The organism is Natrinema sp. SYSU A 869 (assembly GCF_019879105.1).
GTDB lineage: Archaea > Halobacteriota > Halobacteria > Halobacteriales > Natrialbaceae > Natrinema.
On record NZ_CP082248.1, the window covers coordinates 504,034 to 529,321 of the forward strand.

A 25,288-nucleotide genomic window follows, 5' to 3' on the forward strand; every position below is an offset into this window, starting at 1 on the left:
CCCCACGGGCAGAGATGACTCTAAATCGTGGGGTAACTCTGTCAGAGTCGACCAGCATCCGCACGAACGTATCGCACGTGGTGTTGTTGCACCCTCGAGAGGGATGGAGGGTATCACAGATGTCACGAGCAGACGAGACGGCAGCACAGCCAACGGAAACACCCGATGAAGCGCAGTCAACCGACTGCACGACGCCGCTTCCACGACGGTTCCTCGCGACTGCCAGTGGGCCGGTCACTCGGATCACTGACCATAGTGACAAGACGACTGAGCGTGTTCGCGCCGACATCTCAATCGAGTACTCGATCGAGACGCTCGAAGAGTTCGCCACGTTCTGGGGCTTCCGCGATTACCGCAGCTGGAAGCGAGCGGCTCTCGAGGCTCTCCTCGAGAGACAGGAACCCGACGCTGTGACGTACGCCGTCGACGAGGATGACCTCGAAGAATGGGACATCACGGTCGACGGACGTGTCGAGGCATTTGCGGGACTCGTCGAGACGATGGCCGACTACACAGGACGAGATCCTTCTTGGCGAGATGCAATCCCTCATCAGATTGCAGCTCGGATCAACGGTCTCACCGATGGTCGCCAGACGACTGACGACGTTCTCACGGAGTTTGCTGACGAGCTGCACCGTGCAGAGCTGTGGGGGCTTGGAGCACACCTTGCGCTCCTGAACGTCAGACACGCCCACCACGAGCCGATTGAACAGCAGGCCGCAACGCTTGCTCGCACTCTCAGTGACGACGAGGTGAGCCGATGAGCGAACAGTCGATCAAACTTGGTGACGTCTGCTTGGATCTCGCACAGGGGCGGCCAGTCCACGTGGTTGCAGATACTGGCCAGACAGTCGCCGAGTGGTCTGAAGCAAACAACTACGATCTGCTCGATAATTACGGGAACTCACGATTCGACACAACCAACGACGATCGTGTGTTCGATGTCGTCTACTGTTCAAATCTGAAGTCCAGGCCCTCGAAAACCTACGCGTATCCCGAGTCACGGCTTGGTCGCATCGAAAGTGAAGCAGCTGATGCCGGTCGCCAGGTCGCCGATCGTGTGGTCGTCACTGTTCTTGAAGAGCTGTTCGAACGAGCAGCCACGGACGACGATGGAGCCGTGGCTGTCCTCGAGCGCTATGCCACCGACGTCGGATATGCGGACGAGGCTGCTGAAGCGCGCGAACTGGCTGAGATCGACCGGATCATCGGAGGTGAGGTCTGATGGTGGCCGATCTGCTGACGTACGTCGACGAGATTGACGCACCCGAGGACACGCTCACCGACTCGCAAGTGTGGGCGCTTCGCCAGGGCGTTCAGGCAGCGATCGATCGCGGTGACGAGAGTGTCTCACTTCCATCGAGAGCACTCTCACCAGGCCGATGGCATCATTGGGGGATTGGCGTCTCCGTCTGGCTCCACGACAGCGGTGTCGTCGTCCTCCAGAAGGACGGGAACACGATCGTGACCGATATCTCGATGCTCGAGCACGTTTCGCTGGTACTGGCTGGCGCCCACGCCAGGATCGGTCACGTGACACGGATCGGTCCAGAGAGAGGTGACGAGTGATGGCGATCGTCGACACTGAAGAGCGGTATGCTGGTGCGTTCGACACGGTGAAGTGTCCTGTCTGTGGCTCCGACGAATGGACACACCTTGTCTATCAGGGTGTTTTTTGTGCGACCTGCAACACTCGGTGTACGCTGCGTGAACCGTCTGGCGACCAGGGCTTCATCGCCGAGTTCGACAGCCAGTACACGTGGTCCATCGAAGAGGCTGAGCCGATTCCCGAGACTGACGAGTACGGCGCGCTCGCGTCGGGCAAGTGGCTTGGGACCGAGTCTCGTGGCTACAATCGCTACTGGTTTTCGGCGTATGCAGACCACGTTGACGGACACGAGAACGAATGGGAGCCAGCGTGGGATCGAGAGACAGTGACCGCAGAAGCTAACGAGAGTTGAATCAGACACGAAGACACCCAGCGACAGCACTGGACGCCCAGCTCCCCGCTCGGTGGTGTTGTTCTCCCCTCGAGAGGGGTGAGGGTTTGACAGATGAGCCGATTCAGAGAGCTGAAACAGATTGTACAGCGAGCAGAACACTACGAAACCGACACGGGCCGAAAACTGCGCCTGCGTGCGGAAGCCGAGGTAACTGCTCGTAGTGGTTGGTTTCCGACGGTGGGACCGTAGCCGCTGAGGCTACTCAGAGTGAGTCTGAGAAACCGACGTACATGCGGCATGTCGAACCGCCGGAACAGGGCGGGAAGGCGTACGTCCGGTGTACATACTGCGAACGCGAGCTGCTAGTCAAACTCGGTGGACAGGACAACCTGTCGCATGCGCCTGGCTGCCCGGAGCGTGAGTCGTGATGAGCGAGTCCACCGACAGCTGGTCTGACGAACGAGTGCAGGCCGAACTCGAAGCAGTGCTAGCCGATCTGCAAACGCTCGAGGATCACTTGGCCGAGCCGTTGACCCTCTCAGGTGCGATCACTGAGCTCGAGACGACGCGTGCCATGTACGAACATTCGGTTGTGGAGGTGTGACGATGCCCAACTGTTCAAACTGTGGCGCACACGTCACAGAACAGTACAAGCGGGTATTTTCGGATAACACCGGAACGCTCCACGCCTGTCCGAACTGCCGATCCCAGCACGAGCGATTTTCAGGAGCAGGGGCTGGGCTAGCGGAGGGGGTGAATCATGGTAACTAAGCAAGTCGAATACGAGTAGGCGGAAACGCCGCTGAGCACCGCAATTCTCGAAGCGATCCGAGTCTCGAAAACTGCCCATCAACCGAGCTGGGACCAACCCACGGGATCGTCTTGTCCGACACAATCGACACTGAGGCGCTTGATCGGCTCGTCACAACCGGCGAATCGGTGTCGGTCGCGTTCTCGGTTGGTGAGTATGACGTCAAACTCACCGAGAAGATACTGCTCGTTCGTGCCACCTGAACCACGAACGCTCGATCAGCAGTGAGTCATGCGAACTGTAGACTCTGTCTTAGTCTCAATTGGCTCTGTTGAAATCCTATTCTTCAGATGTATTTTAGCGTGAAACGCATGCTCACTACACGTGCTTATTGACCGCGACGTCCGGTTCAAAACTACCCTCAAATAAAGACAGATGGTCGATTAATAGAGTTACGTCAGGAGTCGGTGAGGTGTGTAGGGTGACTGAGCGCGAGAACGCATTTAATCGATAGCGACGGGTTGCACGTATCCGTCGATACGTGCTGTGTCAGCGAGGAACTGGTCAATCCCATCCGTATCTCTCAGTTCAACGAGTTCCCTGTCCAATCGGAAAGAAACAATGCCCATGTCGGCAAGTTTTGGGAGGTGCGTGTGACGAAGGGCGGTCTCGACGGCTTTCCTGTCTGCGCTTCGGCCCTCCCCCATCTGATCCCCGGCCCATTCAGTAATTGCGGTCGTGAGGGTGTCAACGCTGATCTCCTCCGATTCATATGTCAGATAATACAACATGTAGCGACGGTACGGATGAGTCAAGAGGTCAAGTGTTTCAGTAAGTCGTGACGTATCTGGTTCTCCCATCATGTATCGATTGGTCGTGAGCCTCTTAACCGCTTTTTTGCGATAACTCTACGTATTTTACAATCTCATGCAGAGACGAACTGCGGGTTGACTTTTCCAAGCAAAATGTGTGTCATCCGGGCCGCTGTTGGCAAAAGTTTAATAATTCAATGTTCATAATCGTTCTGGGAGTCACTATTCCTCTGAGGAACCAATTTCAGAGGGTGTTTCGGCATCCTCGCCCGCAAACTCTTGGTGGAAGTGATTCCACGGTTGGATATGTTCCTCCGCCAGAATATTGCTACTGATGATCCGCAGGCCCAGTTCGTCTAACTGTTCGGTACTTTCTTTAACGTCAGATGTTGCCTCGGCCACGACTTCAACATGGAGGTTCTCCTCACCGGCCAACATCTCCCGAACGTTGACAACTCCCCGTACCTCAAGTGCTTTCTCGGCCATTTCCGACCGTCGAGAGAGATTGATCGAACAGATGAACAAGACGCGCATCGGATAGCCTGCCTGCTCGTAATTGATCTCCGGATTATATCCGATAATAACCCCTTCCTCCTCCAGTTGTTTGATTCGGTTATTGATCGTTGTCCCAGTGACATCAGTCTCATCGGCAATGGCCGTATCGCTGGCACCACGGGCGTCTATCTGTAATAAGTGTAGGATACGGCGATCGAGATTGTTGAGCGGATCATCGACCATGGCAGTAATTCACTGTCAAGCCAGTTGAATCGAGTGCCTGAACCAGAATACGGAGGGTGAGGATGAAAACTGTTGATGGCACATCCATACACGTACCGAGCGGCAACTACTTCATCTGTACTTACCGCAGAGGGTGCCAAACCTATCATGTTCTAAGGATTTCAACAGAGCCTCTCGATTGTATCACTTGGGTTCTCTGTAGCCCTCTGTGCTTCCGACGCGATCGACCGTGGTGTTGCTCACCCCCTCAGAGGGGTGAAGGGAGCGTGTACAAGCAATACGCGCTTTCCAAGACTGATCATCATGCCACTCCTAGACGTATACGAACACACGTTCGACGAAGACGTCCCCCTTTCTCGACAGCCGCCCGTCGGAGACGGGGACAGCGAGGAACAGCTACTGCCCTACGACGGACTCAGCGCAGACAGCAACACCGAGGAGGATTGATCCTCACCATGACGATCGAGATCCAGAACACGATGGCGTGGGTGGTGGCGAGCGTGGGGTCGAAGATGGTTGGGGTGCATGGCGAGTGACTATGACTTTGAGCGATATATTTTGTCCGGAGGAAGAAATATATGTGTTACTCCCGTTGGTAGGAGTATGACAGACGATGGCCGTCACGACGGCCCGCCCCCGTTCGATAGACCGTTCGAAGGCGAGGACACGAAGCAGCGCGTGTACGGTGCGGTGTTACACGCTCGAGAGCCGATGACGGCCGCCGAGATTGCCGAGCGGGCAGACTGCTCGGGGGAGTCGGCACGGACACACCTGTCCTTCTACGCCGACCTCGGCATCGTCATTCGGCATGAGGGCCGGCCGGTTAGGTACGAGCGCAACGACGACTATTTCGAGTGGCGGCGGGTCAACAAGCTGGCGCGGGAGAACACTGTCGACGAGTTGCAGGCCCGCGTGTCGGAGTTGACCGACCGGATCGAGGAGTACCGCGGCGAATATGGGGTCGACTCGCCCGCCGAGGTTGATGTCCTCGAGTTCGACGCGGAGCGGATTGACGACGTGTACGTGGAACTCGGTAATTGGGCCACCCTCATTGAGGAGCGTCGCCTACACGAACGCGCCAGGAGAAAGGCCGCCGGCTCGACGGCCCCGTCGCACAGCTGAGATGGTGCCGACGGATGACGGTGCGAGTCCCGCACCGATAGACCGGTCAATGTTGGAGCGAATGCGTTCCCGATTCGTTGGGCGTCGCATGTTCGAATCGGCGGAGATCGTCAAGGAGGGGAAGCTGCACCTCCGCGTCGAGCTGTCAGGCAACTACTATCCGAACGAGGCGTCTGCTCGCTTTGAGATTCGCTGGTATCGCAACGACGACTTCAACTTCCACTACCAGGAGGTGCGACGGGACAGGGCGTGGAAGTGTCGGTGGGATCGGCATCCAAACGCACACAACTCACGAGATCACTTCCATCCACCGCCGGCCGCTAGCCGCACCGACGCGGAGAACGCTCAGTGGCCGGACGACCACCGCGACGTGAGCCGCCTCGTCCTTGATCACATCGAGGAACACATCGAGATGCTGTGGGAGCAGCAGTAGGCGGAGGCATTGCCGAACGTGTTGAGGGGATCCGTTCGAGAAGTGCGACTGTTACTTCTGTCAGGAAGAGACGCTGAGATTCGACTGACTCGATTTCCGGAGTGAACAGACACTTCGAAAGAGCGCTGTTCGACCCTCATAGAGGGATATAGGGACTGTTGAGTTGGAGACGAGCGATCGCCGGCCAAGACGAGCCACATGGCCTTGCAATCAAGGACGAACTTGAGAAGTATTACGAGACAGAGATCCACCACGGCACTCCACCCCTCGCTGTCGTCGTAATGACAAGCTCGAAACCACAAATGCAGTCCGAGAATGCACCGGTATCACAGGCAGACCAGATAATCGAGAAGCCAACAGATGCCGAGATGTACGTTGAACTGCTCCGACCATACCTCACCGCTTAATAAGCATAGATAGTTGCCGTTCAGTACAGGAGAAAGAATAATCGAAAGTCGGCCGGCCGGGGTAGTTATCTTCCTCTCTGGACACAATCCGGATGATATACACCAAGGCCGCTATTGCTTCCCACGCTCGCTTTGTACAGTCGTCTCCCCTCAATCTCCTGACCACACACGTTACACATCATTAGCACTTCTACCTGATTACGCTATTAAGCGCTATTGTGACTACAGGAGTAGTTACAGCAGTGTTGTTATCCGTGGACAGCACTTCTGCTCAGTACGCACACGTAGTTATCGCGGTGTTCAGCTAACCTCCGAGTGAATAGAAGATTATGAAGCACCCTTTCAACTCAACTGCCCTGGGGTTTCCCGTCGACAAATCCCATTCCCCGAATATGCACACGAGCCGCGACTCGTCGTGTGCATATATCGAGTCGATCCGTTGTTCGAGCCGCCGTTCGTATCTGGATAGCCGATACGTTCCGACGTTTGGACCGAAATAGGTTGTTCAGTGAGCCGAAAAGCTAGGATTTCGGGGGTCGTGTGTACGAGTATGCGAATCAGGACTGGGACTACGCATATCAACGAGACGCGATCGAACGTGCAGCTGACTTCTACGACTGCAACAAGTCGAAAGCGGTGGTGAGTGCCTGCGACGACATTCCGAGGTTCGTCCAAGCGTCCCGCCAAGTCCTTGAGCGCGACGACCTCACACTCGAGCAACGCCGGGAGATCACCGAGACACTGTCAACGCGAGCGGTGACCTTCGAGGCCAGTACCGAGATCGTCACCGAAACCGCGTGAGTGTTCCCTTCAGTACTGGTTGCTGACTGTGAGTAAGCGTACCGCTGGGGTTCGATGTCTCGAGAAACGCCGGTCAGAGACCAGTGTTAGAGCCCCCATCTCTCAAGTGGTGTGTCGATTGGGAGAAGCTACCTGAAATTTGGCACCGATACCACGGACCCTTCTACTGGACTCTGGAATCAGCTAGTGGTGTTTATCGCCCCAGTAGCGGTGAAGGGGCTGATCAGTTGTCCTCTTCGGAGTTATCGATGGCAACGAGAGACATCTACACGACTACGTTTGGCGAAGGCGTTCAGACGACTACAACTACCTGTCCAGACTGTGATGGCAGCGTTCGAACGACTGACCGCGAGACGATCTGTGAGGACTGTGGACTGATCCTTGAGGATACCCAACTAGACCGAGGGCCAGACTGGGGTCGACATGACGAGCAGGGATCCAAGAGACGGACCGGCGCCCCGCTGACACCGACACGCCACGACCGAGGCCTCTCCACCGAGATCGGGTACAAGCAAGACGGACATGGAACACCCTCTCGAGCACGAAACGCCGACAATTGAATCGGTTGCGTCGCGAACAGTCCCGTGCCCAATGGCAGTCGAAAGCTGAACGGAACCTCGCCTATGGACTCGGTGAAATCCGGCGAATCGTCGCAAGTCTCGGCCTCGCACAGAGTATCCGAGATCAGGCGTGTTCGCTGTTCCGAACTGCACAGTCTGAACAGCTCTGTCGCGGACGATCGCTCGAGGCGGTGGCTGCAGCCAGCGTCTACGCAACAGCTCGGTGTAACGGACTCGGACGATCACGAGCAGAAGTCGCAGCCTGTGCGCGCTGTGATCAGCAGAGACTCACCAACGCCTACACCGCGATGAACGTCGAACTCGAGTTACCGACACAGCCGATTGCAGCAACAGATCGGATTCCACGGCTTGCGACGGAACTCGAAGTCCCAGATCAGGTTCGTCGACAAGCACTCGAGCTCGCACAGAAGGCACGCGAACGCGGACTGACGATCGGCCGCCGGCCGAGTGGCGTCGCAGCGGGCTGTCTCTATCTCGCTGCCCAGCGAGTCGGATTCTGTCTCTCCCAACAGCGGATCGCCGATATCGCAGGAACATCACCGAACACGCTCCGCAGTCGGCGAGACGACTTACTCGAGATCGATACCTGAGCCTGATCGTCGCAACCCAGATGAGACGGGTGTAGCGGAGCCGTTCGAGCGCTCCCTCGAGTGTGTTTTTCTCCCCAAAGGGGTGAGGGGCGTTCCAGAACGGAGCGTCCGTCGTCACAAACGATGACTACGAGCGACTGTTCGCAGGTGTCCTTCGATAATTCGGACACCAGACGTGACGAGATGCACAGCACGATGGAAACCTGGGTCGAAGACCTCGTCGACAAGGTTGATGACGCAGTCTCGAGTGATCAGTTCCAGGAGTGGCTCGATGTGCAGAGTCACTTCCATGACTACTCCTACCGAAACACGCTGCTAATCACTCGACAGTGTCCGCACGCAACTCGCGTCGCCGGCTATCGAACGTGGCAAAACGAATTCAACCGGCATGTGAAAGAGGGCGAGAGTGCAATCTGGATCTGGGCACCGATCATCGCAAAGCAGTGCCCCGAGTGTGAGAACTCACCGTCGTACCACGATCGAAGCGACTGTGAATACGATGAAACACTGCCCAACGAGTGGTCAAAAGGACTCGTGGGCTTCCGGCCAGCGCCCGTCTTCGATATTTCCCAAACTGAGGGAGACCCACTCCCCGAACTCGAGACCGATGCGAGTGGAGATGCCAGCGAACTGTTCCCAGTGCTTCTCGAGGTGGCCTCATCACTCGACGTAGATGTAGAGGTCGTCTCCCCAACGGAGTGGACTCATGGCGACGCCAAAGGCATCTGTCAGTATCGCTCTCCTGCAGAACGATCACTGGTCAAGGTCCGTAATCGTGAGAACGACGCTGCTCTCGCTGTGACGCTCGTCCACGAATACGCCCACGCACGCTTACGTACTGTTCGATGTTCTCCAGTACATGACACTCAGATTACTCCGTCACCATAACTGCTTATGGAGCGAGGAGACGTCTCTCCTGTATGACCGATTCGAGTAGCGACGAGTTCGACCCAACAGCACCAGACCAACGGGAGATCGGCCGCGAAATGGTTGACGACAGTACGGGACTCGGTTCGGTGATGGCCCACGCCTATCGCGGGGAGATAGACCGAGTGGGGACGTGGCGGCAGCGCCTCGACGAGACGACGAAGTGGGCGGTGACGCTGATGGCAGCAATCTTGACGTGGGCGTTTTCGAGTACCGATCACCCACACTATATCTTGCTGATCGGGATCGTTGTCGTCACTATCTTTGTGGGTATCGAAGCACGACGGTACCGGGACTACGATGTCTTTCGCTCTCGTACTCGAGTCATCCAAGAGAACCTGCTCGCAAACGCCCTCGATCCGTCCCAAGGCACTGAAAATCACGACTGGCGAGCGGAACTGAGCAGAGACTATCGCAGGCCGACGCTGAAAGTCTCGTTACACGAAGCACTCGCAAACCGGCTCCAGCGTGTGTACCTTGCTCTGCTCAGTGTCCTATTGGTCGCGTGGATCTTCAGGATTACAGCGTTCGCGCCGCGCCAAGACTGGCTGACAACCGCTGGAATCGACCATATCCCCGGGATTGCTGTGGTTACCGTTGTGGGTGTGTTCTACATCGTACTGCTAGGCGTCACCTTCTGGCCCCACGAGCGCCATGCCAAGGGTGAATTTCGTGAAGGGGACCCGGACGACTAGAAAGAGACAGACCGATAAATCCGTTCTCTGTACTGAACGGTAGTTCTCATCAGAATAGTATTATGTGAGCTATTCTCTGACAATTAAGATTGGTTTCTCTGATTAGTCTCACTCTCTACTTGGCGCTCCAATCTCGAGTTCGTCGACAGCCCTAGCGGGCCGCCTATCGTGATCGACAAGACGGGTGGCAGCCAGTTGCCATGCATGCTCAGCAAGTTCAGGATCGGCCTGCTCGTACTGGACGCTGAACTCAGTCAGTGCGACAGCGATGAGACGGTCATCTTTGTATTCGAATTCAGACATCGCCGGCAGTAGCTGATCGTATATAAATCAGAGCACAACGGCCAGAATACCGGCAAAGAGTCACCGAGCAAGATGGGTACCAAACTATTTCTCTCGAGTTGTAATCCCAATGTTATAAGTGACTAGATATCATTAATCAAGATGGAAGCCGCGCTCCACCTTGTCGCGGGGGCATGCGTTGAAATGTCCCGGGTGGTGATGCACCCGAGACGTGGCTTCCAAACACGAGCGGTTTGCAAGCCATGTTTCGCTTACTTCTAACGGGATATAAACGTCCCGCACGAGAGTCGTATCGCACTCGAGTAGCCGTCGGTCGCGACAGTCGCCGCTCGAGGTGGCTATGAGCGAGAAGACACAATCAGAAGAGGAGGAAGACTGGTCGCTGCCGTCGTGTCCGCATTGCGGGAAAGCGGTGATTCTGGTACACACACGCGGTCCGATGGAGCATGTCGCGGCGCCGTGTGGCTGTCGAGTCGCGTCGCCAGACCTCTGAGGAATACTCAATCATCGACGCAATTGAGACTACCGCTGCCACATATTTTGGATCGGCGTGATCAACGCGAAGACGAGCAGTTTCTATTGATCCAGCGGATATCGGTGGAGGAACGATCACGGAAACCGATACTCGGTTACACTATAAAGCCAGTATTGCGCTTCGAAAAGCGTGAGTTAGTCTTCTGGCGTCGTCACCCGAAGTTCGCCGTCAACCTCGTAAAAGTAGCCTCGCTCAATCAATCGGGTGAGTGCATGGGTCGCGTCCTCGGGTTCAAGGGCCAATTCATCGATATTGTAGAGAACCTCAAGCGCTTGCTCTCGAGGGATCGACTGGACGTCTTCCTTCTCAGCCGAGTTGAGACTGTGCGTACAAAGGACATCGTACGTGTCCAATATCCACTGCGGAAGCGGTGGCCGTGGATCAGAGAGATCGTTCATCTCAACTTCGTATACCACTCTTTGCTATCGACTCGCTTAAGAATACCCCTCAGCGGGTATAGGCCAGACTCTGGGAGGTGCCAAATGGTATCGGAGTGCTCATTCGAGCAAACTAGGACTGAGATCCCTATTCAGAATTATCTCCTCACAACCGATTCCCTGACCTGAAATCTGAGGTGTTTTTTCGCGCCTGACGGGTGAGGCGCGACGATGTGTGCCTCGAAAGTACCCATGAGTAGAGATCAACCGATCCATCGCGAGCAGCAGCAGTGCCACCATGACCGCAGTAACACAAGTGACCGAGAGCAGAGATATTCCGGAGACGTTGCTCGACTAAACGGGCATGAACTTATCGCGATCGACGAGTGGCTCCCAGGAAGGGAACCGACACCATACGAGATCGATCTCACCGATGGCTACGAGTACCGCACACGCTACTGGCGCTGTCGGAACTGTGGCCAAGAACGCAATCGTCGCAACGAGTTCAGAGACCAGTGTGAAACACCAGCACTATCAACCCCACTCGAGGAAGGTGGCTACTCGATCGACGACCCACGAACTCGCCGTGCATTGAGTGAGACATGGACGTCCGCTTTGCCACGGCGGGCGCTCGCTACGAGGTTGTGAGTGAGAGTGAACATACCTACGAGGTCGACATCGAGAAAGAGACGTGTAGCTGTCCAGATTTCGAGCAACGTCAGCCAGACGACGGCTGTAAGCATCTTCGGCGTCTCGATCTCGAGATTCGTACTGGACTAGTTCCCGCCCCAGATGGGACATTCAGTCACTGACAATGGATAACTGAGTCGTTGCTCAAGGCAGTTTGTCGCCCCAGAAGGGGTGCGGGGGCTCGAACAGAGCCCCCGCAGCAATCCATGAATATAGCTGATGGAGTACCAGCGTCGCCAGACAGTGAAACGACTCGTTTCTGAATCGAGGTATCGCCTAATGACCGACCGCAACGAGTGTCGACTGCCGACCTGTACGAGACTCGCCCGCGATCAAGCAGGGTACGCCGGACGGTTCTGTTCAGACAAGTGTGAAGTCCGATACGATCACTTGCAGGCGGACGCTCGAGACGCTGCTCAAGAGGACGCATACTGATGCTCGAGCAGATCGATCACCGTGGCAAGCGCTTCACGATCGATGACGCCATCGTCGACGAAATAGGTGACGAGCACTCTCGACGAGCAAGTGCACTCGAACAGCAGGCCCAGCGAGAGGCTCGCGAACTCGAGCGTGCGAGAGCAGTTGCTGGGCCAGCTGGTGCAACTCCTGAAGTTGAAGTACTCGAGTAAGAATAACTCGACAAGTGCGGTGAACCCTCGAAGAGCGAGTAGTTGACCTCGAGGAGCATCTCGTCGCGACGCCGGCGGAGTAACCCAAACACTCTTTACTGTTTCGCTGTAAACTGTAATCAAGAAGCGCTATGTCACGCACGTCAAACCGGGCCAACGGCGACATCGTCCGTGATTTCCTCTCAGTAGCGGATCTGCTGGAGGAGCCCCAACTGGCCCAGCTGTACGCGTACCTCGCTCGCGAGGACGAGGCAACCGTCCAGGAACTGATAAACGAGCTTGACCTTGCCCAGGGCACGGCTTACAGCTACGTCAACCGGCTCGTCGACGCCGGCGTCGTCGAGGTCACCCACGACGAGCAGCCCCGGCGATACGCCGCCCGTGAGATCGACCTGACCGTGGCGACGGCCGGCGGCGACCGCAAGTATACAATCACACCGGCGTTGATCGACGCGGTCGGCCGTCGTGAGACCAACGGCGACATCGACACCTACATCGACCGCCACGGCGTCGCCGGCCTCACAACGGCGCTCATCTACGCTGTCGCCCGCGAACGAGGCGAGGTAACCCACCGGCTGATGGCCGAAGATCTCGATATCTCGCCGCTGGCAGCCGAGATCATCCTCCAGGCGCTCCGATCCGTTGTTCACGAGCACTACGAGATCAGAGAGGACGTAAGTCTCGATACCAAAGAAAGGGTCAACGAATGAATATTGCAACGAAAGAACGGATACAGGTAACGCAGCGCCCAATTTATCCATGTTCCCTGGAGGAAACTGATGGAACTCAGTGACGACACACTCACGGTTTCAAGAGAACTTTCAGAACTCGATAAAGACGTACTCGCATTCACACAGACCCTCGACGCCTGTGACGTTGACTACGTCATCGTCAGTGGGTATGTCGCAATCCTCACTGGGAGATCTCGATCAACAGAGGACATCGACGTCATTTTGGAGTCGCTGTCCGAAACGGAGACCGAGCAGTTGGTTACTGAACTCAAAAACCGAGGCTACTGGGGGATGGCGATGCCGCTTGATGAGATGTGTTCAATGTTGAGCGACGGCAGCCGAATCCGGATCGCCGAGGACGGAGAGATGTATCCGAACTTCGAGACGTGGTTCGTCTCAAACGACGTTGAACGCGAGGCGCTCTCGAACCCCCTCACCGTCACATTCGATGAGGGACAGATCAATATCAGTCCCATCGAACTCCAAATTGCGTACAAACTCCGCCTCTCACAAGCTGCAGACAGTCTCAGCGGGAAGGATTTCGAAGATGCACTTCACCTCTATCTGACGTTCGAGGAACGATTTAAGACGGAGCAACTCGAAGGCTATGTCAAAGATCTCGGAGTTGAGGACTACTATGCTGAACTCAAAGGAGTTTGAGGACGACCAACGCCGGAACACGGAGCAACGACGTGCGATGATCAAGCGATGGGCCGAGTACGTCCGCACGCACGACGATAGTGAGTGGTCACGCCAGCAGAATCGACTCATCGATTCCCAGCTCCAGTCCGCAAACGACGTGGCCGCTGCTGGCGACACGGATCCCGTTCAGTTTGCGGCCGCTCGAGATCGTCTGCGCGACCGGTGACTGCCTACAGATCTGCTTTACGCTGGGGACGCTACGACAGAGATGACGTCCAATACTACTCTTGCGAGGTCAGTAGACGAGAAGATCACGCAGCGCCACCGATCAGGTAGACCGTGAGCGGGTCAGACAGTCTATCCGCGATTCGCTGGAACTCGGTCTCAATGTACTCCCGGCCGAATAGTTGTCTCATTGGGGTAGGTCCACCTCATAGTCAGCCGTCAGCTCCTGAAACTCGTTCCACTCGGGAGGCGGTCATCGTCGACCTCTCCTTGCGTTTCGAGGTACCGGAGCAGGACGTCGATTTCGTCTTTGTGGCTGTATTTCGCCGCTTGCTCTCGGAGGTCGCTCTCGTCGACGTCGACATGGCTGAGCAACAGGAGACAGTACGAGCGGTGACGAGGTGTCGTCGTCCATCAACAGCGTGTGACAACAGAGTTCTGCCGGCGAGACTCCCTCCAGGTCCTCAAAGTAGAGGTAGTAGCGGTGGCGGGTCAGCAAAAACTGAAGGTCGAACGCTGCGAACCGAGCGACCGGTTTCGTGGAACTGGTCCGCCTCTATCTCCGTCTCTGTTTGGGCAAGAAATTCGTCGTGGTCCTCCAGAGAATCGTCCCGTTCGGGGCGACCGCTTTGAGGCGCTGTCGGTGGAGATGATGCGCCAGTTCGCGTGCGAACTCGTGTAGTCGGTCGAAGTCGTCGTTAAGTCGTAGCATCCGTCGTCTGTGCCAACGAGACCACGGTCGCGGAGTTACTTGATGACTCGGTTGATAGTGTTACGGTAGTTGTCGCTCCGTTCAGCGATTTCGGAGACGGTTCGCGGTCGGTCGAGATAGTACAACACCTCGAGGGCCTTGCCGGTCAACAGCTCAGGGAAGTCGATGTGGGAGTGCTGGCGGACGAGGTCCTAGTAGACTTCGACGGCTCGAGCATCTGAAGGGACGATCCGCTTTCGGCGGCCGTCGCGTTCCGTGTAGACGAGCCCCTTCTCGACGAGGTCCGCGACAGTACGGGAGAGGTAGCTCACGCTGTGGTCGAGCTTCATAGCGAGCGCGGAGATCGTGTCGCCGCGTTCGACAGTGGCGAGGACCTCGAGTTCGATGCGCCGGAGCACGGTGTAACATAGTAGGAAACTAGTTTATAAAGAAGTTTCGAGTAGTGTTACAGACAGCGGATATGGAACCGACGCCATCGTCTTAACCAATAAAACTACAGATTGGCGTCCCCTGTTGGTTAACACAAGAGCAGCCGATGTCCTACGAACCACCGGCCTCACCGGCGAAGCTCCCGACGGAGGTGGTCAACACGCTCAACGATTTCACACCGGAACACCTGCGGGACGTTGCCAGCTACGCCGAGGAACTGGCCGAACACAAGGAGCGTGAGGCTCGTCTCAAGGAAGAGTTGGGAGAAGACGAGGTCGAGGAACGACCCGACAACCTCCCGGACGACGTCCCGTCGAAGGCCTCGATCACAATCAAGGAAATTAACGACAACCGCTACTACTACTGGCAGTGGAGAGAGGGCGAAAAAATCAAGTGAAAGTACAAATGTCCAGTCGATTCGGAGAGCTAGTCATCGTTTGGGTCGGAGAGACAAGGAGACGGTGCTTTACTGGAAATAGTGGGGTGTGGTCCCTCATCGAGAACCGGATTGTCAGAGACGCCTTCTTCGTGACAATTAACACGGAATTCTTCCAATAGACTGGGAACAATGGGGTCCATGAGGGGTGTTGAAAACACCGCAAGCGGCGCGGGGAGAGAAAACGCCCGCTCGCGGTGTGCCTTTTCGGGGGTGGGATTCCGTCGCGTGTGTGGGCTCACGCGACAGTCGAAACGAGAGATGCCATGCGTATCAGAAGCAGGCTGGCAGTCGCCACGGTCGCGTGGTGTCGGACTGGCAGTAGCGAGATGGAGAGAAATACGCTTAAAGTATAAAAGTTCAGTCGATAAAGATGAGTGATCTATCTCAATGAATAGCACCCCGTGTACAAAGTGTATTCTCAGGTTTTGAAGAAGCAGGCCCCGTGTGCGATATGAATTAGACCAGGAATCACCCCGTGTGCAAAGTGAAATCGGAGAGAGAACACCTCCGTCACAAACCCGTCAGAGAATAGAGCATATTTTACAGTAAATTAAATATTGGAATATGACTAGTTAGAAGGTGGGGGTCCGTGTGAGAGATGAATATCATGTATTGGTGACATATTCCCTAGTAAAATAACCTATTGACATGTTTGGGCCATACCCCGTGTGCGATATGAAATCGGGAGAATGTCAAACTACCTGTCTGCTATTTTCCTTCGAAGAAATCCTCAATCTGAGCGTTAACAACGGACTTGACCAAGTCCTCGTCGTGTTCGACTTCCTCGAGTCGGATATCTGACTGTAGTGTTTCAGCAACTACTTCGGGATCATCAACGAACGTGTATTCCTTATGAACTCCGCTACCGTAGCCCCGTCCTCGTTTATCTGACGTGACAAAATTATAGGTCTCCGCTTCGCTCATGTATCGAAGATAGGAATCGCGCGATTTTTCGTCAGTATCCAGGATATCAGTGATATACTGATAAACTCGGTACGCAACAGTGCTCGGAACAGCATTCAGGTTCCGCTGAGAGTGGATAGGGACAACGGCAGTCGCATAGAGTGAGAGTTTCTTCTGTGTCGAAAGCCCTTGCATCTGTGTTAAGGTACGGTCGCGCTCGGCCTCTTTCTGAGCACCACGGACGTGCTCTTCGCGCACCATATCTTCTCCTTGCCGATCCGCAATCTCGCCTGCTTTCCGGAAAAGGTCAATCGCTTTCCGTGCGTCACCGTGGTCCTGCGCAGCGTACGCCGAGCTGAGAGGAATGATACCATCCTCAAGGACATCCTCCTGGTAAGCATCGCGACGACGTCCCAGAATCGACTGAAGTTGATTCGCATCGTAGTCCGGGAATACGACATCCTGCGGATTGAATGAACTCTCTGCTCGTCCATCGAGGTTCTCCATGAACCGTGGATCATTTGTGAGAGCTGCGACTGAAACGTGTCCTTCGATTCGTCCTAGCTGAGATGCACGAGAGAGTTGATAGAGTAACTTCGAGTATGCTGGCTCATCATTTGGTTCGCGTTGCCGGCCGACAAGGAGATCAACCTCGTCAAGAATGATAATGACAGAGTCGAAATAATCGCTCAAAATTTCGTAGAACCGATTCAGTTTCTGGTCAGTTGAGACACCGCTCTCAGGAACCCCAGGATCGACGCCGACTTCGATTGCTGCACTTTCAACGAGTCGATAGACAGCACGATCGTGGGATTTGATCGTCTGACAGTTGACTCTAATTACGCCGAATCGATCTTCTTGAGCGTTTGCTAGCTCTAGAACCTGCTGACAGACAGCATTGATGATGAGTGATTTTCCGGTCCCAGATGGGCCGTAGAGAAGCATGTTCGGAGGGCGATTACCTTGGAGGGCAGGTCGGAGGTATGTGATAATATCGTCCAGTTGCTGATCGCGACCAACGATTCTGTCTTCGTCAATGACGGCATCTGGGTCGAGGAGTCCTTTGTCTTTGAAAACAGAATTCTGGACCCCCTCTTGAAGACGGCCTTTAATGGATTGTGAGAGAGACTGTTGTTCGTCGCCGTCAGCCATGTTATCGGGATACAGTCCATTCCATAAATAGATGTGGGTACCGTGTGCGATGTTAAATACTCCGAATTCACCAGATATAGGCGCAGTATAGGGGGAGTCATTTCAAAGACATCTAACCGCGGGCGAAATCAAACAGAAGAGGCACCCCGTGTGCGATATGAAATAGTGCAGATCACCATTAGAAGATAGGAGTAGAGCCTCACCCCATGTGCGAAATGAAATAGCGGCCGGAAGAATGCCACCTTTCTATACCCAAAGACATAGGTTTCCCATCCAGAGTTGGCCAGCGGGTTAATCCTGAAGGGGAGAATTCAGGGCTTTTAGCAGTCATACAGGAGATCGCTAAGAGATCCGCCCCTGAAAGTCAAGTAGCATACCCAGATCAAGAAACAAGGATCGTTTGACCCCCACACCCCGTGTGCGATATGAATTTGCGAAAGGCACAGGCAACCTTCTTGAGAGGAATTGTATAGAAAACTGTTAGAGAGATGCCAGCGACGGAGTTCTGAACGTAAACAGCGATTAGATAGAGGATCTAAATGAGGCAACTCTACTAAGATCTGCTGAAATATCTATCTCATTTCAGCGGTCTCTAACTCTAGTGCGGCTTTGGTTTCCGGAGAAACAATATAAATCTTCCCATTGAAATAGACTTTCCCTTGTTCTTCCAGTACAGCACCTCTCTTTCGGAGTAATCGGCATATAGGGTGTAAGATCCATTAAATCGATAATCAACCCTCCCACCTTTTCGTTGATTTCATATCGCACACGGGGTGTGGGGGTTCACCTTCGCGGTGCGATCTATGCAAGAAGGAGATCTTGTAGGGTGAATCGTCTTAGGGTCAAGCCCCGAGAATTCTCCTATACTGCTTGCCAAAAGCACTCTCCACAGAGGAAGCCTTGCTCTTCAGCGTGAGGAAGAATGCGTATACTGGATTTCTGTAACAGATGTCTGTAATAGACCTCTATAACGGTCTTCTGGGCAGATCTGCAGAATTGAGGTTCTATGAGATAGAGATACAGTCTCTGTTACAGACATCTGTTACAGAGGTCTGTACGTATGGCTGTCTTGAATCACTGGACCAGACATACAGAATTCATCTATTATAGTCGTTCGTTGGGATGGCTCTGGAAGAAGAAAATCGCACGACAGTGGTGGTGTAGGAATCTGTTGTAGATATCTGTTATAGAAGTCTGTATCGGATACCTGTAACAGATCTCTGTTACAGATATATGTAATAGATACATGTCCCGATTGTCTGGAACAGATTTATGTGCTAAGTGCCTGTATGTCTCTCTATGATAACTGTCGTCGTGTACTCAGAATCGGGTGGCACCTTCAAAACCACTACAACCGCAAATCTCGCTGTCAGCTTAGAACGGATGGGGCTGGACGTCTGCGTGATTGATCTCGACCCCCAGGAGGGGAACCTGACGAGCCAATTCGATGTGGGGGAACACCGAAGTGATCCAGAAGCCGACAATCTGGTCAAACATATCCTTGAAATGCCTGATGGCGAGTTCGCCGATCTCATTGAAACGTCGGATGAAGGCGTCGACGTGATCCCGAGTCACGATATGCTCGGTGATTTCACCTCGAATCTCGAGCAAAAGATCGCCTACGAAACGGGTATGAAAAACATGAGCAAAGAGGAGTTCCCGCGGTATGAACTCCTCTACGATCTGCTGTGGAACGAACAGCAACTCAATGAAGAATACGACGCCGTCCTCATCGACCCGAACGCTCGAGCGGAAGACCTGTTGTATAACTCTATCTATGCCATGCGAACGCTGGTAGCGCCGGTGAAACCAGCCGGAAAAGGAAACCTGAGCCTCGAGGGGCTCGACGAATTGGTCGGAAATATGGAGGCTCGGTTAGATATCGAGGTCGGTCTTTCATGTGTTGTCCCATCCGGTGTTGGCCAGACGAACGCACACCAACAGTACTCCAAACAGTTCAAGAATACTGATGAGTTCGCAACACCGGTCGCGATCCCTGATCGGGAGAGCTTGATGGATACGATGTGGGAAGCACGGGGTTCCGCGTACAAGGTGATCGAGGAACGCTGGAAGACGTTCGAAGAAGACGGCGAAATGGTTAGCGAGCCCGGACAGCGTCGGATTCGGGACCGCGAACTCGAAACCGCATCTGATATCTATGAACTGGCCGCGTTCATAGCGACTGAGACCTTTGGTGTCGAAATCGACTCAGAACTGACACTCGATATCGCCGACTACGGTGAGCGATCCTTCGATGTTAGTGATGATACTGAAACGGAGGTGACTGCGCGATGAAGGACGGTGCTGGTGACCTCGATTTCGGCCAAAGTGATGATACCGAGGAAACCACTGATTCTGGATCACCAGATGACTCCTCGAGTAATGACGGTCAGCAGAATCAAGACCAGCCGCACTCGTCGGAGACTTCGGCGAACCAGACCGCTGAACAGTCTACGTCACAGTCGGTATCGACGAATGAACCGGAATCAGAGGACCACAAGTACCCGTACTTCGTTCGCCGGAGTAAAGTTCTTGACGAGCGGGACGAGCGGATTGAGGCCCATCTCCGGAAGGAAGTCACTGACCAAGAGTCGGACTTTCGGAGTGCGCTCGCTGATGAGCTGGAGACGAACAACGACATTCCGAAATCGGATGCACGGGAATTTGCACTAAAGTACGCTTCGAAAATCCAGAAGGTGTTGCTGAGTTGATGCGCGACGAAGGATTCGGCGAACTCGACTAGAGATCCGCTTGCTCCAGTAGAAGGGGAGCCAAATGTTCTGAGTGCTCCTGGGTTCTTTGAGACACTACCGTCTTCTTGCTTTGCGGCCGATACGAGAGTCACCATCTCAAAGTCCGCCTCGAAAGGTGAATCCCGTGAACATTTTCGTAGCTTTCGCACCTAACACTCTTGACAGCGGAGGGCAGATCTTCATCCAACGATGTCCATCGATCGAGAAACCTTCGAGAACACGAGCGAGGAAGAGCTCGAAGATCTTCCGGTCCCGGATCAGGTACTCAGTTTTCTCGTCACCAAAGATGATCGCGCGTTCAAGGCGTGCGAAATTGCATCCCAGATTGGCCTCGATGAGGGAGCGGTCAGTACCGGACTTTCGCGGTTGAAGAACCGTGGCCTAGTCGAACACAAGGCAACGTACTGGGCGGTAACCGACGATGTCGATCGACTTGAAGGGTACAGTGGCTACGAGCGGGCGACTGCCTTGTACAACGAGCAGTTCGGTGAGGAGGACAAGGAGGCCTGGCGCGAACACTCTCCCAGCGAGTCATATCCGAGCGTGGAGAACGAACAGTGACCAACGAGGAGGATTCTCCGAGGCAGTGTGAACGAGAACGTTGACTCTTTTCTCGGTTCAGAGTCAACCCAGATTCGACCACCGTAGCGCTCAACGATCCGTTGACAAAGCGCTAGGCCGATCCCAGTGGTCGCATGTATTCCCTGTCTCGGTCGCCGTGACTACCGCGAATCCTGTTTCCGTCTGTTATCGACTCGTTGTCTCCCGAGCGAAGGTTCGGATTGCTGCAGCGACGCGGTCGGGAGCCGAATCGATGGCCACGTGCCCGACGCCGTCAAGTTCCACGAGTTGACTCTCGGGCAGGGTTTTGTCAAGGGTGAACGCGGCATCCCGCAGGTGTTCGGGACCGTGTTCGCCCGTTAGGAGAGCGTCGGAACACCGACGGTGTGGCCCTCGGCGAGTTCGTACTCCTCGACGGCGTAATTCTCCCGGATTACCGTTTCGAGAAGATCGAAGTTCACCTCGCTGGGCCAGAACGGCAGTTGCTCAGGCTCCGAGACACCGGCACCTTCCTGATAGAACAGCTTCATCGCTTCCTCCCGTCGACCGTCGTCAAGGTGGTCCTGCATTCGATCGGCCAGGTCGTCGTCACGGTGCTCGTCGACGAGTATCGCTGGTTCGTAGAGGACGAGTCGATCGACGGCAATCCGCTCGGCGGCCGCGAGCGCGACCAGACCGCCGTACGAGTGTCCAAACACCGTCATCTCGCCGTCGACGGCGTCGACGAGCGCACGGACGTCGCCGATCTCGTGCTTGAGGAGATATTCGTCGGCGTCGCCGCTCTCTCCCCGGCCCCGCCGGTCAGGAACGGTCGGCGTCGCCGCTCTCTCCCCGGCCCCGCCGGTCAGGAACGATAAGTGTGAAGTCGTCGGTGAGGTGCGGGCGGAGGGTATCCCAAGTCCGGCGGGTCCCCGATCCCCCGTGGAGGAGTATCAGCGGCGGACCCGATCCCTCTTGTTCGTAGGCAATCTCTGTTCCGTCTGTAGCGGTGACTGTTTGCGTGGGCTACGGCGCTGAAACGTGGTATCCACTAAATAGTTCCGAACGCCCGTTTGCTCGCAACGGCGGTGACCTCGCCAGGCACATGGAAACTGGCACTATAGTAACCGTTAGAACTTTCCGCCCAGGGAATGTTGCGTATACTAATGGACCATCTCGACGAAATCTCCGTCGAAGAACTCCAAGATGCTCTCGACAACGTCGAGGGAAACAAGCCGACACAGCGGTTATTAGCAGCAATTGCGTACAAAAACGGTGTGACGCAGACCGAACTAGCAGAGTGGCACGACACTGGCCGACGAACAATCTACAGTTGGCTCAAGCGACTCGACACCGACAAGTCGCTTGAGCAGGCCGTTACTGATGCTCACTGATCTGGGAGAAAACGAAAGCTCTCGGAAAAAGAGCAACAAGAATTCGAAGAAACTATCCACGAACCACCAGAGAACATTGGAGTTGACGCGCCGGCGTGGACACCGGCGCTCGTCCAGCAGTATCTTGACGGGACCTACGATGTTGAATACTCAATCCCGAGCTGTCGGCGGTTGCTCAAAGAAGCGGGATTGAGCTACCAAAAACCACGCCGCACAGCCGCCGAATCAGAGGCTGACGAGCAAGAAACGTTCCGCAAGGAACTCAAAAAAGCGGCGGGAGATGGACGCCACAGTAGTCTGTCTCGATCAAACCAAGAAATCCGTGCAAGTCGAGCCGCGTGCCGCGCGGAAACCACGCGGCACGCGGCCAGCAGTTGAACTCTCTGGACAACGCGATTGAACATGTTTACTCGGCGCAATCACCGAAGACGGTGATCGCTTTTTCGCTCGATTCGAAGAGTACGTGACCGCCGAACACGCGAAACATTTCATCCTCGCGTTATGCAAAGAGTTCGAAGATGATTTGATCGTTGTGTTAGATGGAGCGCCGTACTTTCAGGCGTCGGCCGTCACGGACCTAGCGGCCCGTGACGACCTCGCCTTCGTCACGTTACCGGCGTACTCTCCTGAATTCAATCCAGTCGAAGAGTGCTGGCGACAGCTATAAACGGCTCTCAGCAATCGGTTTTTCGACTCACTTGGCGAGTTAACAACGGCGATCGATACCGTACTTGATCAGCTCTCTGTACCAAAAGTGAGCAATTATTTCCAACTCCTACTATAGTAACGACTTCGACGCTGGACTTTCTGTCACGTATTGGGCACAATTTCGGAAGATGATTTTGATGCGTGCCTTTCTTCCGCGTCATATTGGATTGGCTTGTTGTGCGGGTCGTGTTTAGTTTGTAGCATTCTGCCAGACAGCGAAGGCTTGGAGCCACGATTCTGCGGTTGATGGTCTGACGTGACTAAAGAAGTTTCAGAACGAAGAGGTACGTCGTTTTTATCTCTCTAAAGATACGTTCGACAGTGTTTCGGTTTCCATGTTTTTCGTATCGAAACCGGAGCCCACGTCGGCGGAGTGCTGTCTGGAGATGCTGTGCTCCATCGACGAGAAACACAGCATTTTCGATGTCATGTTTTTCGGTAAGTTCTCGTAAAAAAGTTCGGTCAATGCGGTTGTAGTCGTTGTAAACAGCCGTATATGGCGAATTCTGTTCGTTTCAGGATCGACTGCAGCGTACAGCCAATACTGGCGATTATCGATCCGAATCACAGTTTCGTCGATTGCAACGTGATTCGGATTCGTGCCAGTTGCTGGCTGTAGATCGGCTTTCTGTACCCAATCATGAACAGCCTTACGTGATCGCTCGACACCGAACTTCTCGAGTTCTCGAACGGTATTTGAAAGCGATAATCCGACAAGGTGGAGTCGAATACCGAGCTCCATCAGCTGACGCGGTGTCCGTTCTCACTCCACAAAGCTCAAATCGATCCAGTCGCTACAACCGTTGAGGCGGTCGGTTTTTGCCATAGACCAGCACAAAATCGTCCCGCCTCACTTTTCACGCTTAACTAAACACAGCCCCGCAGATAGTGCTGAGTTTTATGTGTTGTCCTTGCTTTGTAGACCATATGGGGACAGTACTTGTCGTCCAGACGGGTGACAAACCGGATCAGAAACTGTTGAGTGCGGCAAAGAAGCACGCTATTGGCACGGAGACAGAGATCCTGTTCTGTAGAATTATCGACGAGAAACAGTTCCAGAATAATCTCCAGCGCCGAGTGAAGTCAGACAGAGCGGTCGAAAGCGTTGACGATATGGAAGAGATTGCAACGACTGATGCAGAGGCGATCACAAAAGAGGCGTTTGGTAGCGATGTGCCATACACGGTAGTAGGAATTGTCGGAACGATTCCAGACGATCTCATCCAACTCGCTGATGAACGTGACTGTGACCACATCTTCGTCAGCGGCAAGAGCCGGTCTCCGGCCGGAAAGGCCGTATTCGGCGATGTCGCCCAATCCATAATCCTCCACTTTGATGGCCCAGTCACCGTGACGACGATGTCATCATAATGCGTAGCTAAGCGACAATAGACGTGAGACTATCTGCTGTAGATTCCATCATATTTTATGTACAATTTTCCCATCCAGATCTACCGATAGTCACTCGGACCCGACCATCGGTGATATCGCACTTCCACTTCGTACTTACGAGCTCACAATATTGGATCTGTCGAGAATCGGTCTACCGATATAGCGGAGAGTATCTCTTTCTCTCTCCGCTCTTGTCTCTTCTTACCTGAATCGCAGACGGAGCCACCAATTTCGTTGAGACGGGAGTGATGCTGGTAGTTCCAATGGTCTCCTCTGAGAGAGGAGAAAACACCCCAAATCCTCTTGTAGAGGATAGAGTTACAATGTCGGACAAAATCTATTATCCGTTACTACCTTTACAAACATAGGTTTGTGCAAGTACGAGAGATCACTCGAGGCGGTGTAGACTGTCGGCATTTGATTTACTATCATACGTCTGTAAACTGATCAGATGACGACACCGAGGATGCAATATTCACTTCCTCCAGCAGAGAAGAACAAGGACGCATCCGACTTCCGCCCCTACATATCCATATTTACATACATGATAGTAAATAAATTGGGGCGAAATCGAGAGAATTGGTATCTGGATCTCACGGACATCTTTGTCCGCTGTTGGCTGAAGGTTGAATATACCGCATTGGGAAAGAATATTTTTGGCATCACTCGATGAGCTATTTGGAGGGATCCTCTGTCAGAGAATCCCGAAACAGGATCAAGATCGGCCGTGGTGGATTGAACACTTCGTCATCAGATATCCGTTCACTACCCAGATAACGGGAGTGGTAATTCAGTATCGCTCGACCTCAACGAGATGAATTCGCCGTCCGTTCAATCAAGATAGTAGATCACACGTTGCAAATTCGCGTCTCATTTTGATCGTTCAGGATCCTCTATTGAAGGAAATGCTTATGCAGACTGACGCAGAACCAGT

At 54.3% G+C, this 25,288-nt stretch carries 30 protein-coding genes and 6 pseudogenes; 26 read left to right on the forward strand and 10 right to left on the reverse strand.

What is annotated here, in order from left to right; genetic code table 11:
* The first annotated feature begins 119 nt into the window (after positions 1-119).
* The 6 genes from K6I40_RS06275 to K6I40_RS28155 all read left to right on the forward strand — a co-directional run bounded on the left by K6I40_RS06275 (position 120) and on the right by K6I40_RS28155 (position 2,957).
* Entirely contained in the window at positions 120-764 is a 645-nt protein-coding gene (locus tag K6I40_RS06275) for a hypothetical protein (RefSeq protein WP_222913751.1), read from the forward strand.
* Positions 761-1,225 carry a hypothetical protein gene (locus K6I40_RS06280; RefSeq protein ID WP_222913753.1) on the forward strand — a complete coding sequence of 155 codons (465 nt, stop codon included), beginning with the start codon at positions 761-763 and terminating at the stop codon, positions 1,223-1,225. Before K6I40_RS06275 ends, K6I40_RS06280 begins: the two co-directional genes overlap by 4 nt.
* The gene (locus K6I40_RS06285; RefSeq protein ID WP_222913754.1) at positions 1,225-1,569 is read left to right on the forward strand and encodes a hypothetical protein; all 345 of its coding nucleotides are present in this window, start codon (positions 1,225-1,227) and stop codon (positions 1,567-1,569) included. Before K6I40_RS06280 ends, K6I40_RS06285 begins: the two co-directional genes overlap by 1 nt.
* Positions 1,569-1,961 (forward strand): hypothetical protein, encoded by a 393-nt coding sequence (locus K6I40_RS06290; RefSeq protein ID WP_222913756.1) that lies wholly within the window; start codon positions 1,569-1,571, stop codon positions 1,959-1,961. The genes K6I40_RS06285 and K6I40_RS06290 overlap by 1 nt, the downstream gene beginning before the upstream one ends.
* A 409-nt stretch (positions 1,962-2,370) precedes the next feature.
* Entirely contained in the window at positions 2,371-2,547 is a 177-nt protein-coding gene (locus K6I40_RS06295; RefSeq protein ID WP_222913758.1) for a hypothetical protein, read from the forward strand.
* A 278-nt stretch (positions 2,548-2,825) separates the two neighbouring features.
* Positions 2,826-2,957 carry a HalOD1 output domain-containing protein gene (locus tag K6I40_RS28155; protein WP_255681480.1) on the forward strand — a complete coding sequence of 44 codons (132 nt, stop codon included), beginning with the start codon at positions 2,826-2,828 and terminating at the stop codon, positions 2,955-2,957.
* Between the two features lie 240 nt (positions 2,958-3,197).
* Here the strand turns inward: K6I40_RS28155 and K6I40_RS06305 are convergent, their stop codons facing one another.
* On the reverse strand, positions 3,198-3,554 hold the full coding sequence (locus tag K6I40_RS06305; RefSeq protein ID WP_222913760.1) for an ArsR family transcriptional regulator: 357 nt from the start codon (positions 3,552-3,554) through the stop codon (positions 3,198-3,200).
* Between the two features lie 174 nt (positions 3,555-3,728).
* Entirely contained in the window at positions 3,729-4,244 is a 516-nt protein-coding gene (locus tag K6I40_RS06310) for a winged helix-turn-helix transcriptional regulator (RefSeq protein ID WP_222913763.1), read from the reverse strand.
* A 303-nt stretch (positions 4,245-4,547) separates the two neighbouring features.
* Between K6I40_RS06310 and K6I40_RS06315 the strand changes: the two genes are divergently transcribed.
* The 8 genes and pseudogenes from K6I40_RS06315 to K6I40_RS06350 all read left to right on the forward strand — a co-directional run bounded on the left by K6I40_RS06315 (position 4,548) and on the right by K6I40_RS06350 (position 9,800).
* Complete coding sequence (locus K6I40_RS06315) at positions 4,548-4,691, forward strand: hypothetical protein (protein ID WP_222913765.1); 144 nt, start codon at positions 4,548-4,550, stop codon at positions 4,689-4,691.
* 156 nt (positions 4,692-4,847) lie between these two features.
* Complete coding sequence (locus K6I40_RS06320; protein ID WP_222913768.1) at positions 4,848-5,366, forward strand: transcriptional regulator; 519 nt, start codon at positions 4,848-4,850, stop codon at positions 5,364-5,366.
* An 88-nt stretch (positions 5,367-5,454) separates the two neighbouring features.
* Positions 5,455-5,799 carry a hypothetical protein gene (locus tag K6I40_RS06325; protein ID WP_222913770.1) on the forward strand — a complete coding sequence of 115 codons (345 nt, stop codon included), beginning with the start codon at positions 5,455-5,457 and terminating at the stop codon, positions 5,797-5,799.
* 158 nt (positions 5,800-5,957) lie between these two features.
* Complete coding sequence (locus K6I40_RS06330) at positions 5,958-6,206, forward strand: hypothetical protein (protein WP_222913772.1); 249 nt, start codon at positions 5,958-5,960, stop codon at positions 6,204-6,206.
* 540 nt (positions 6,207-6,746) lie between these two features.
* Positions 6,747-7,007: a hypothetical protein gene (locus tag K6I40_RS06335; RefSeq protein ID WP_222913774.1), complete on the forward strand. Its 261-nt coding sequence runs from the start codon at positions 6,747-6,749 to the stop codon at positions 7,005-7,007.
* A gap of 248 nt (positions 7,008-7,255) precedes the next feature.
* Positions 7,256-8,178: pseudogene (locus K6I40_RS06340) on the forward strand (transcription initiation factor IIB family protein).
* A gap of 123 nt (positions 8,179-8,301) precedes the next feature.
* Positions 8,302-9,012, forward strand: a pseudogene (locus tag K6I40_RS06345) (DUF955 domain-containing protein); the annotation flags it as partial.
* 86 nt (positions 9,013-9,098) lie between these two features.
* On the forward strand, positions 9,099-9,800 hold the full coding sequence (locus tag K6I40_RS06350) for a DUF2270 domain-containing protein (protein WP_222913779.1): 702 nt from the start codon (positions 9,099-9,101) through the stop codon (positions 9,798-9,800).
* Positions 9,801-9,908: 108 nt separating this feature from the next.
* Here K6I40_RS06350 and K6I40_RS06355 read toward each other — a convergent pair whose 3' ends face one another.
* Entirely contained in the window at positions 9,909-10,103 is a 195-nt protein-coding gene (locus K6I40_RS06355) for a hypothetical protein (RefSeq protein WP_222913780.1), read from the reverse strand.
* A gap of 669 nt (positions 10,104-10,772) precedes the next feature.
* Positions 10,773-11,036, reverse strand: a complete 264-nt coding sequence (locus tag K6I40_RS06360; protein ID WP_222913783.1) for a hypothetical protein — start codon at positions 11,034-11,036, stop codon at positions 10,773-10,775.
* Positions 11,037-11,267: 231 nt separating this feature from the next.
* On the opposite strand from K6I40_RS06360, the pseudogene K6I40_RS06365 reads away from it, so the two are divergent.
* The 6 genes and pseudogenes from K6I40_RS06365 to K6I40_RS06390 all read left to right on the forward strand — a co-directional run bounded on the left by K6I40_RS06365 (position 11,268) and on the right by K6I40_RS06390 (position 13,933).
* Positions 11,268-11,827 (forward strand): annotated as a pseudogene (locus K6I40_RS06365) (hypothetical protein).
* Between the two features lie 157 nt (positions 11,828-11,984).
* On the forward strand, positions 11,985-12,140 hold the full coding sequence (locus K6I40_RS06370; RefSeq protein ID WP_222913784.1) for a hypothetical protein: 156 nt from the start codon (positions 11,985-11,987) through the stop codon (positions 12,138-12,140).
* On the forward strand, positions 12,140-12,334 hold the full coding sequence (locus tag K6I40_RS06375; RefSeq protein ID WP_222913786.1) for a hypothetical protein: 195 nt from the start codon (positions 12,140-12,142) through the stop codon (positions 12,332-12,334). Before K6I40_RS06370 ends, K6I40_RS06375 begins: the two co-directional genes overlap by 1 nt.
* Before the next feature lie 131 nt (positions 12,335-12,465).
* The gene (locus tag K6I40_RS06380) at positions 12,466-13,044 is read left to right on the forward strand and encodes a helix-turn-helix domain-containing protein (RefSeq protein WP_222913789.1); all 579 of its coding nucleotides are present in this window, start codon (positions 12,466-12,468) and stop codon (positions 13,042-13,044) included.
* Between the two features lie 69 nt (positions 13,045-13,113).
* Positions 13,114-13,725 (forward strand): hypothetical protein, encoded by a 612-nt coding sequence (locus tag K6I40_RS06385; protein ID WP_222913791.1) that lies wholly within the window; start codon positions 13,114-13,116, stop codon positions 13,723-13,725.
* Positions 13,703-13,933, forward strand: coding sequence for a hypothetical protein (locus K6I40_RS06390; protein WP_222915007.1), 231 nt, complete (start codon positions 13,703-13,705; stop codon positions 13,931-13,933). The genes K6I40_RS06385 and K6I40_RS06390 overlap by 23 nt, the downstream gene beginning before the upstream one ends.
* 186 nt (positions 13,934-14,119) lie before the next feature.
* Here the strand turns inward: K6I40_RS06390 and K6I40_RS06395 are convergent.
* Positions 14,120-15,042: pseudogene (locus K6I40_RS06395) on the reverse strand (MarR family transcriptional regulator).
* Positions 15,043-15,179: 137 nt separating this feature from the next.
* Between K6I40_RS06395 and K6I40_RS06400 the strand changes: the two are divergent.
* Positions 15,180-15,470, forward strand: coding sequence for a hypothetical protein (locus K6I40_RS06400; protein ID WP_222913793.1), 291 nt, complete (start codon positions 15,180-15,182; stop codon positions 15,468-15,470).
* 750 nt (positions 15,471-16,220) lie between these two features.
* On the opposite strand, the gene K6I40_RS06405 is transcribed toward K6I40_RS06400, so the two are convergent.
* Positions 16,221-17,567: an orc1/cdc6 family replication initiation protein gene (locus K6I40_RS06405; protein ID WP_222913794.1), complete on the reverse strand. Its 1,347-nt coding sequence runs from the start codon at positions 17,565-17,567 to the stop codon at positions 16,221-16,223.
* A gap of 1,299 nt (positions 17,568-18,866) precedes the next feature.
* Here K6I40_RS06405 and K6I40_RS06410 point away from each other — a divergent pair.
* The 3 genes from K6I40_RS06410 to K6I40_RS06420 all read left to right on the forward strand — a co-directional run bounded on the left by K6I40_RS06410 (position 18,867) and on the right by K6I40_RS06420 (position 20,881).
* The gene (locus K6I40_RS06410) at positions 18,867-19,862 is read left to right on the forward strand and encodes a ParA family protein (RefSeq protein ID WP_222913796.1); all 996 of its coding nucleotides are present in this window, start codon (positions 18,867-18,869) and stop codon (positions 19,860-19,862) included.
* Complete coding sequence (locus K6I40_RS06415; RefSeq protein WP_255681483.1) at positions 19,859-20,278, forward strand: acyl-CoA dehydrogenase; 420 nt, start codon at positions 19,859-19,861, stop codon at positions 20,276-20,278. Before K6I40_RS06410 ends, K6I40_RS06415 begins: the two co-directional genes overlap by 4 nt.
* A 231-nt stretch (positions 20,279-20,509) precedes the next feature.
* The gene (locus K6I40_RS06420) at positions 20,510-20,881 is read left to right on the forward strand and encodes an ArsR family transcriptional regulator (RefSeq protein WP_222913798.1); all 372 of its coding nucleotides are present in this window, start codon (positions 20,510-20,512) and stop codon (positions 20,879-20,881) included.
* On the opposite strand, the gene K6I40_RS28940 is transcribed toward K6I40_RS06420, so the two are convergent.
* The 3 genes from K6I40_RS28940 to K6I40_RS28945 all read right to left on the reverse strand — a co-directional run bounded on the left by K6I40_RS28940 (position 20,770) and on the right by K6I40_RS28945 (position 21,850).
* On the reverse strand, positions 20,770-21,021 hold the full coding sequence (locus K6I40_RS28940) for an ATP-binding protein (protein ID WP_345779399.1): 252 nt from the start codon (positions 21,019-21,021) through the stop codon (positions 20,770-20,772). The two genes, K6I40_RS06420 and K6I40_RS28940, sit on opposite strands and share 112 nt — an antisense overlap.
* 219 nt (positions 21,022-21,240) lie before the next feature.
* Positions 21,241-21,729: an alpha/beta hydrolase gene (locus K6I40_RS28160; RefSeq protein WP_255681685.1), complete on the reverse strand. Its 489-nt coding sequence runs from the start codon at positions 21,727-21,729 to the stop codon at positions 21,241-21,243.
* Positions 21,683-21,850, reverse strand: a complete 168-nt coding sequence (locus K6I40_RS28945; RefSeq protein WP_345779400.1) for an alpha/beta fold hydrolase — start codon at positions 21,848-21,850, stop codon at positions 21,683-21,685. The genes K6I40_RS28160 and K6I40_RS28945 overlap by 47 nt, the downstream gene beginning before the upstream one ends.
* A 176-nt stretch (positions 21,851-22,026) precedes the next feature.
* Between K6I40_RS28945 and K6I40_RS06435 the strand changes: the two are divergent.
* Positions 22,027-23,038 (forward strand): annotated as a pseudogene (locus tag K6I40_RS06435) (IS630 family transposase).
* A gap of 114 nt (positions 23,039-23,152) precedes the next feature.
* Here the strand turns inward: K6I40_RS06435 and K6I40_RS06440 are convergent.
* Positions 23,153-23,788 (reverse strand): annotated as a pseudogene (locus K6I40_RS06440) (IS6 family transposase).
* Between the two features lie 101 nt (positions 23,789-23,889).
* Here K6I40_RS06440 and K6I40_RS06445 point away from each other — a divergent pair.
* On the forward strand, positions 23,890-24,333 hold the full coding sequence (locus K6I40_RS06445) for a universal stress protein (RefSeq protein WP_222913800.1): 444 nt from the start codon (positions 23,890-23,892) through the stop codon (positions 24,331-24,333).
* Positions 24,334-25,288: the final 955 nt, after the last annotated feature.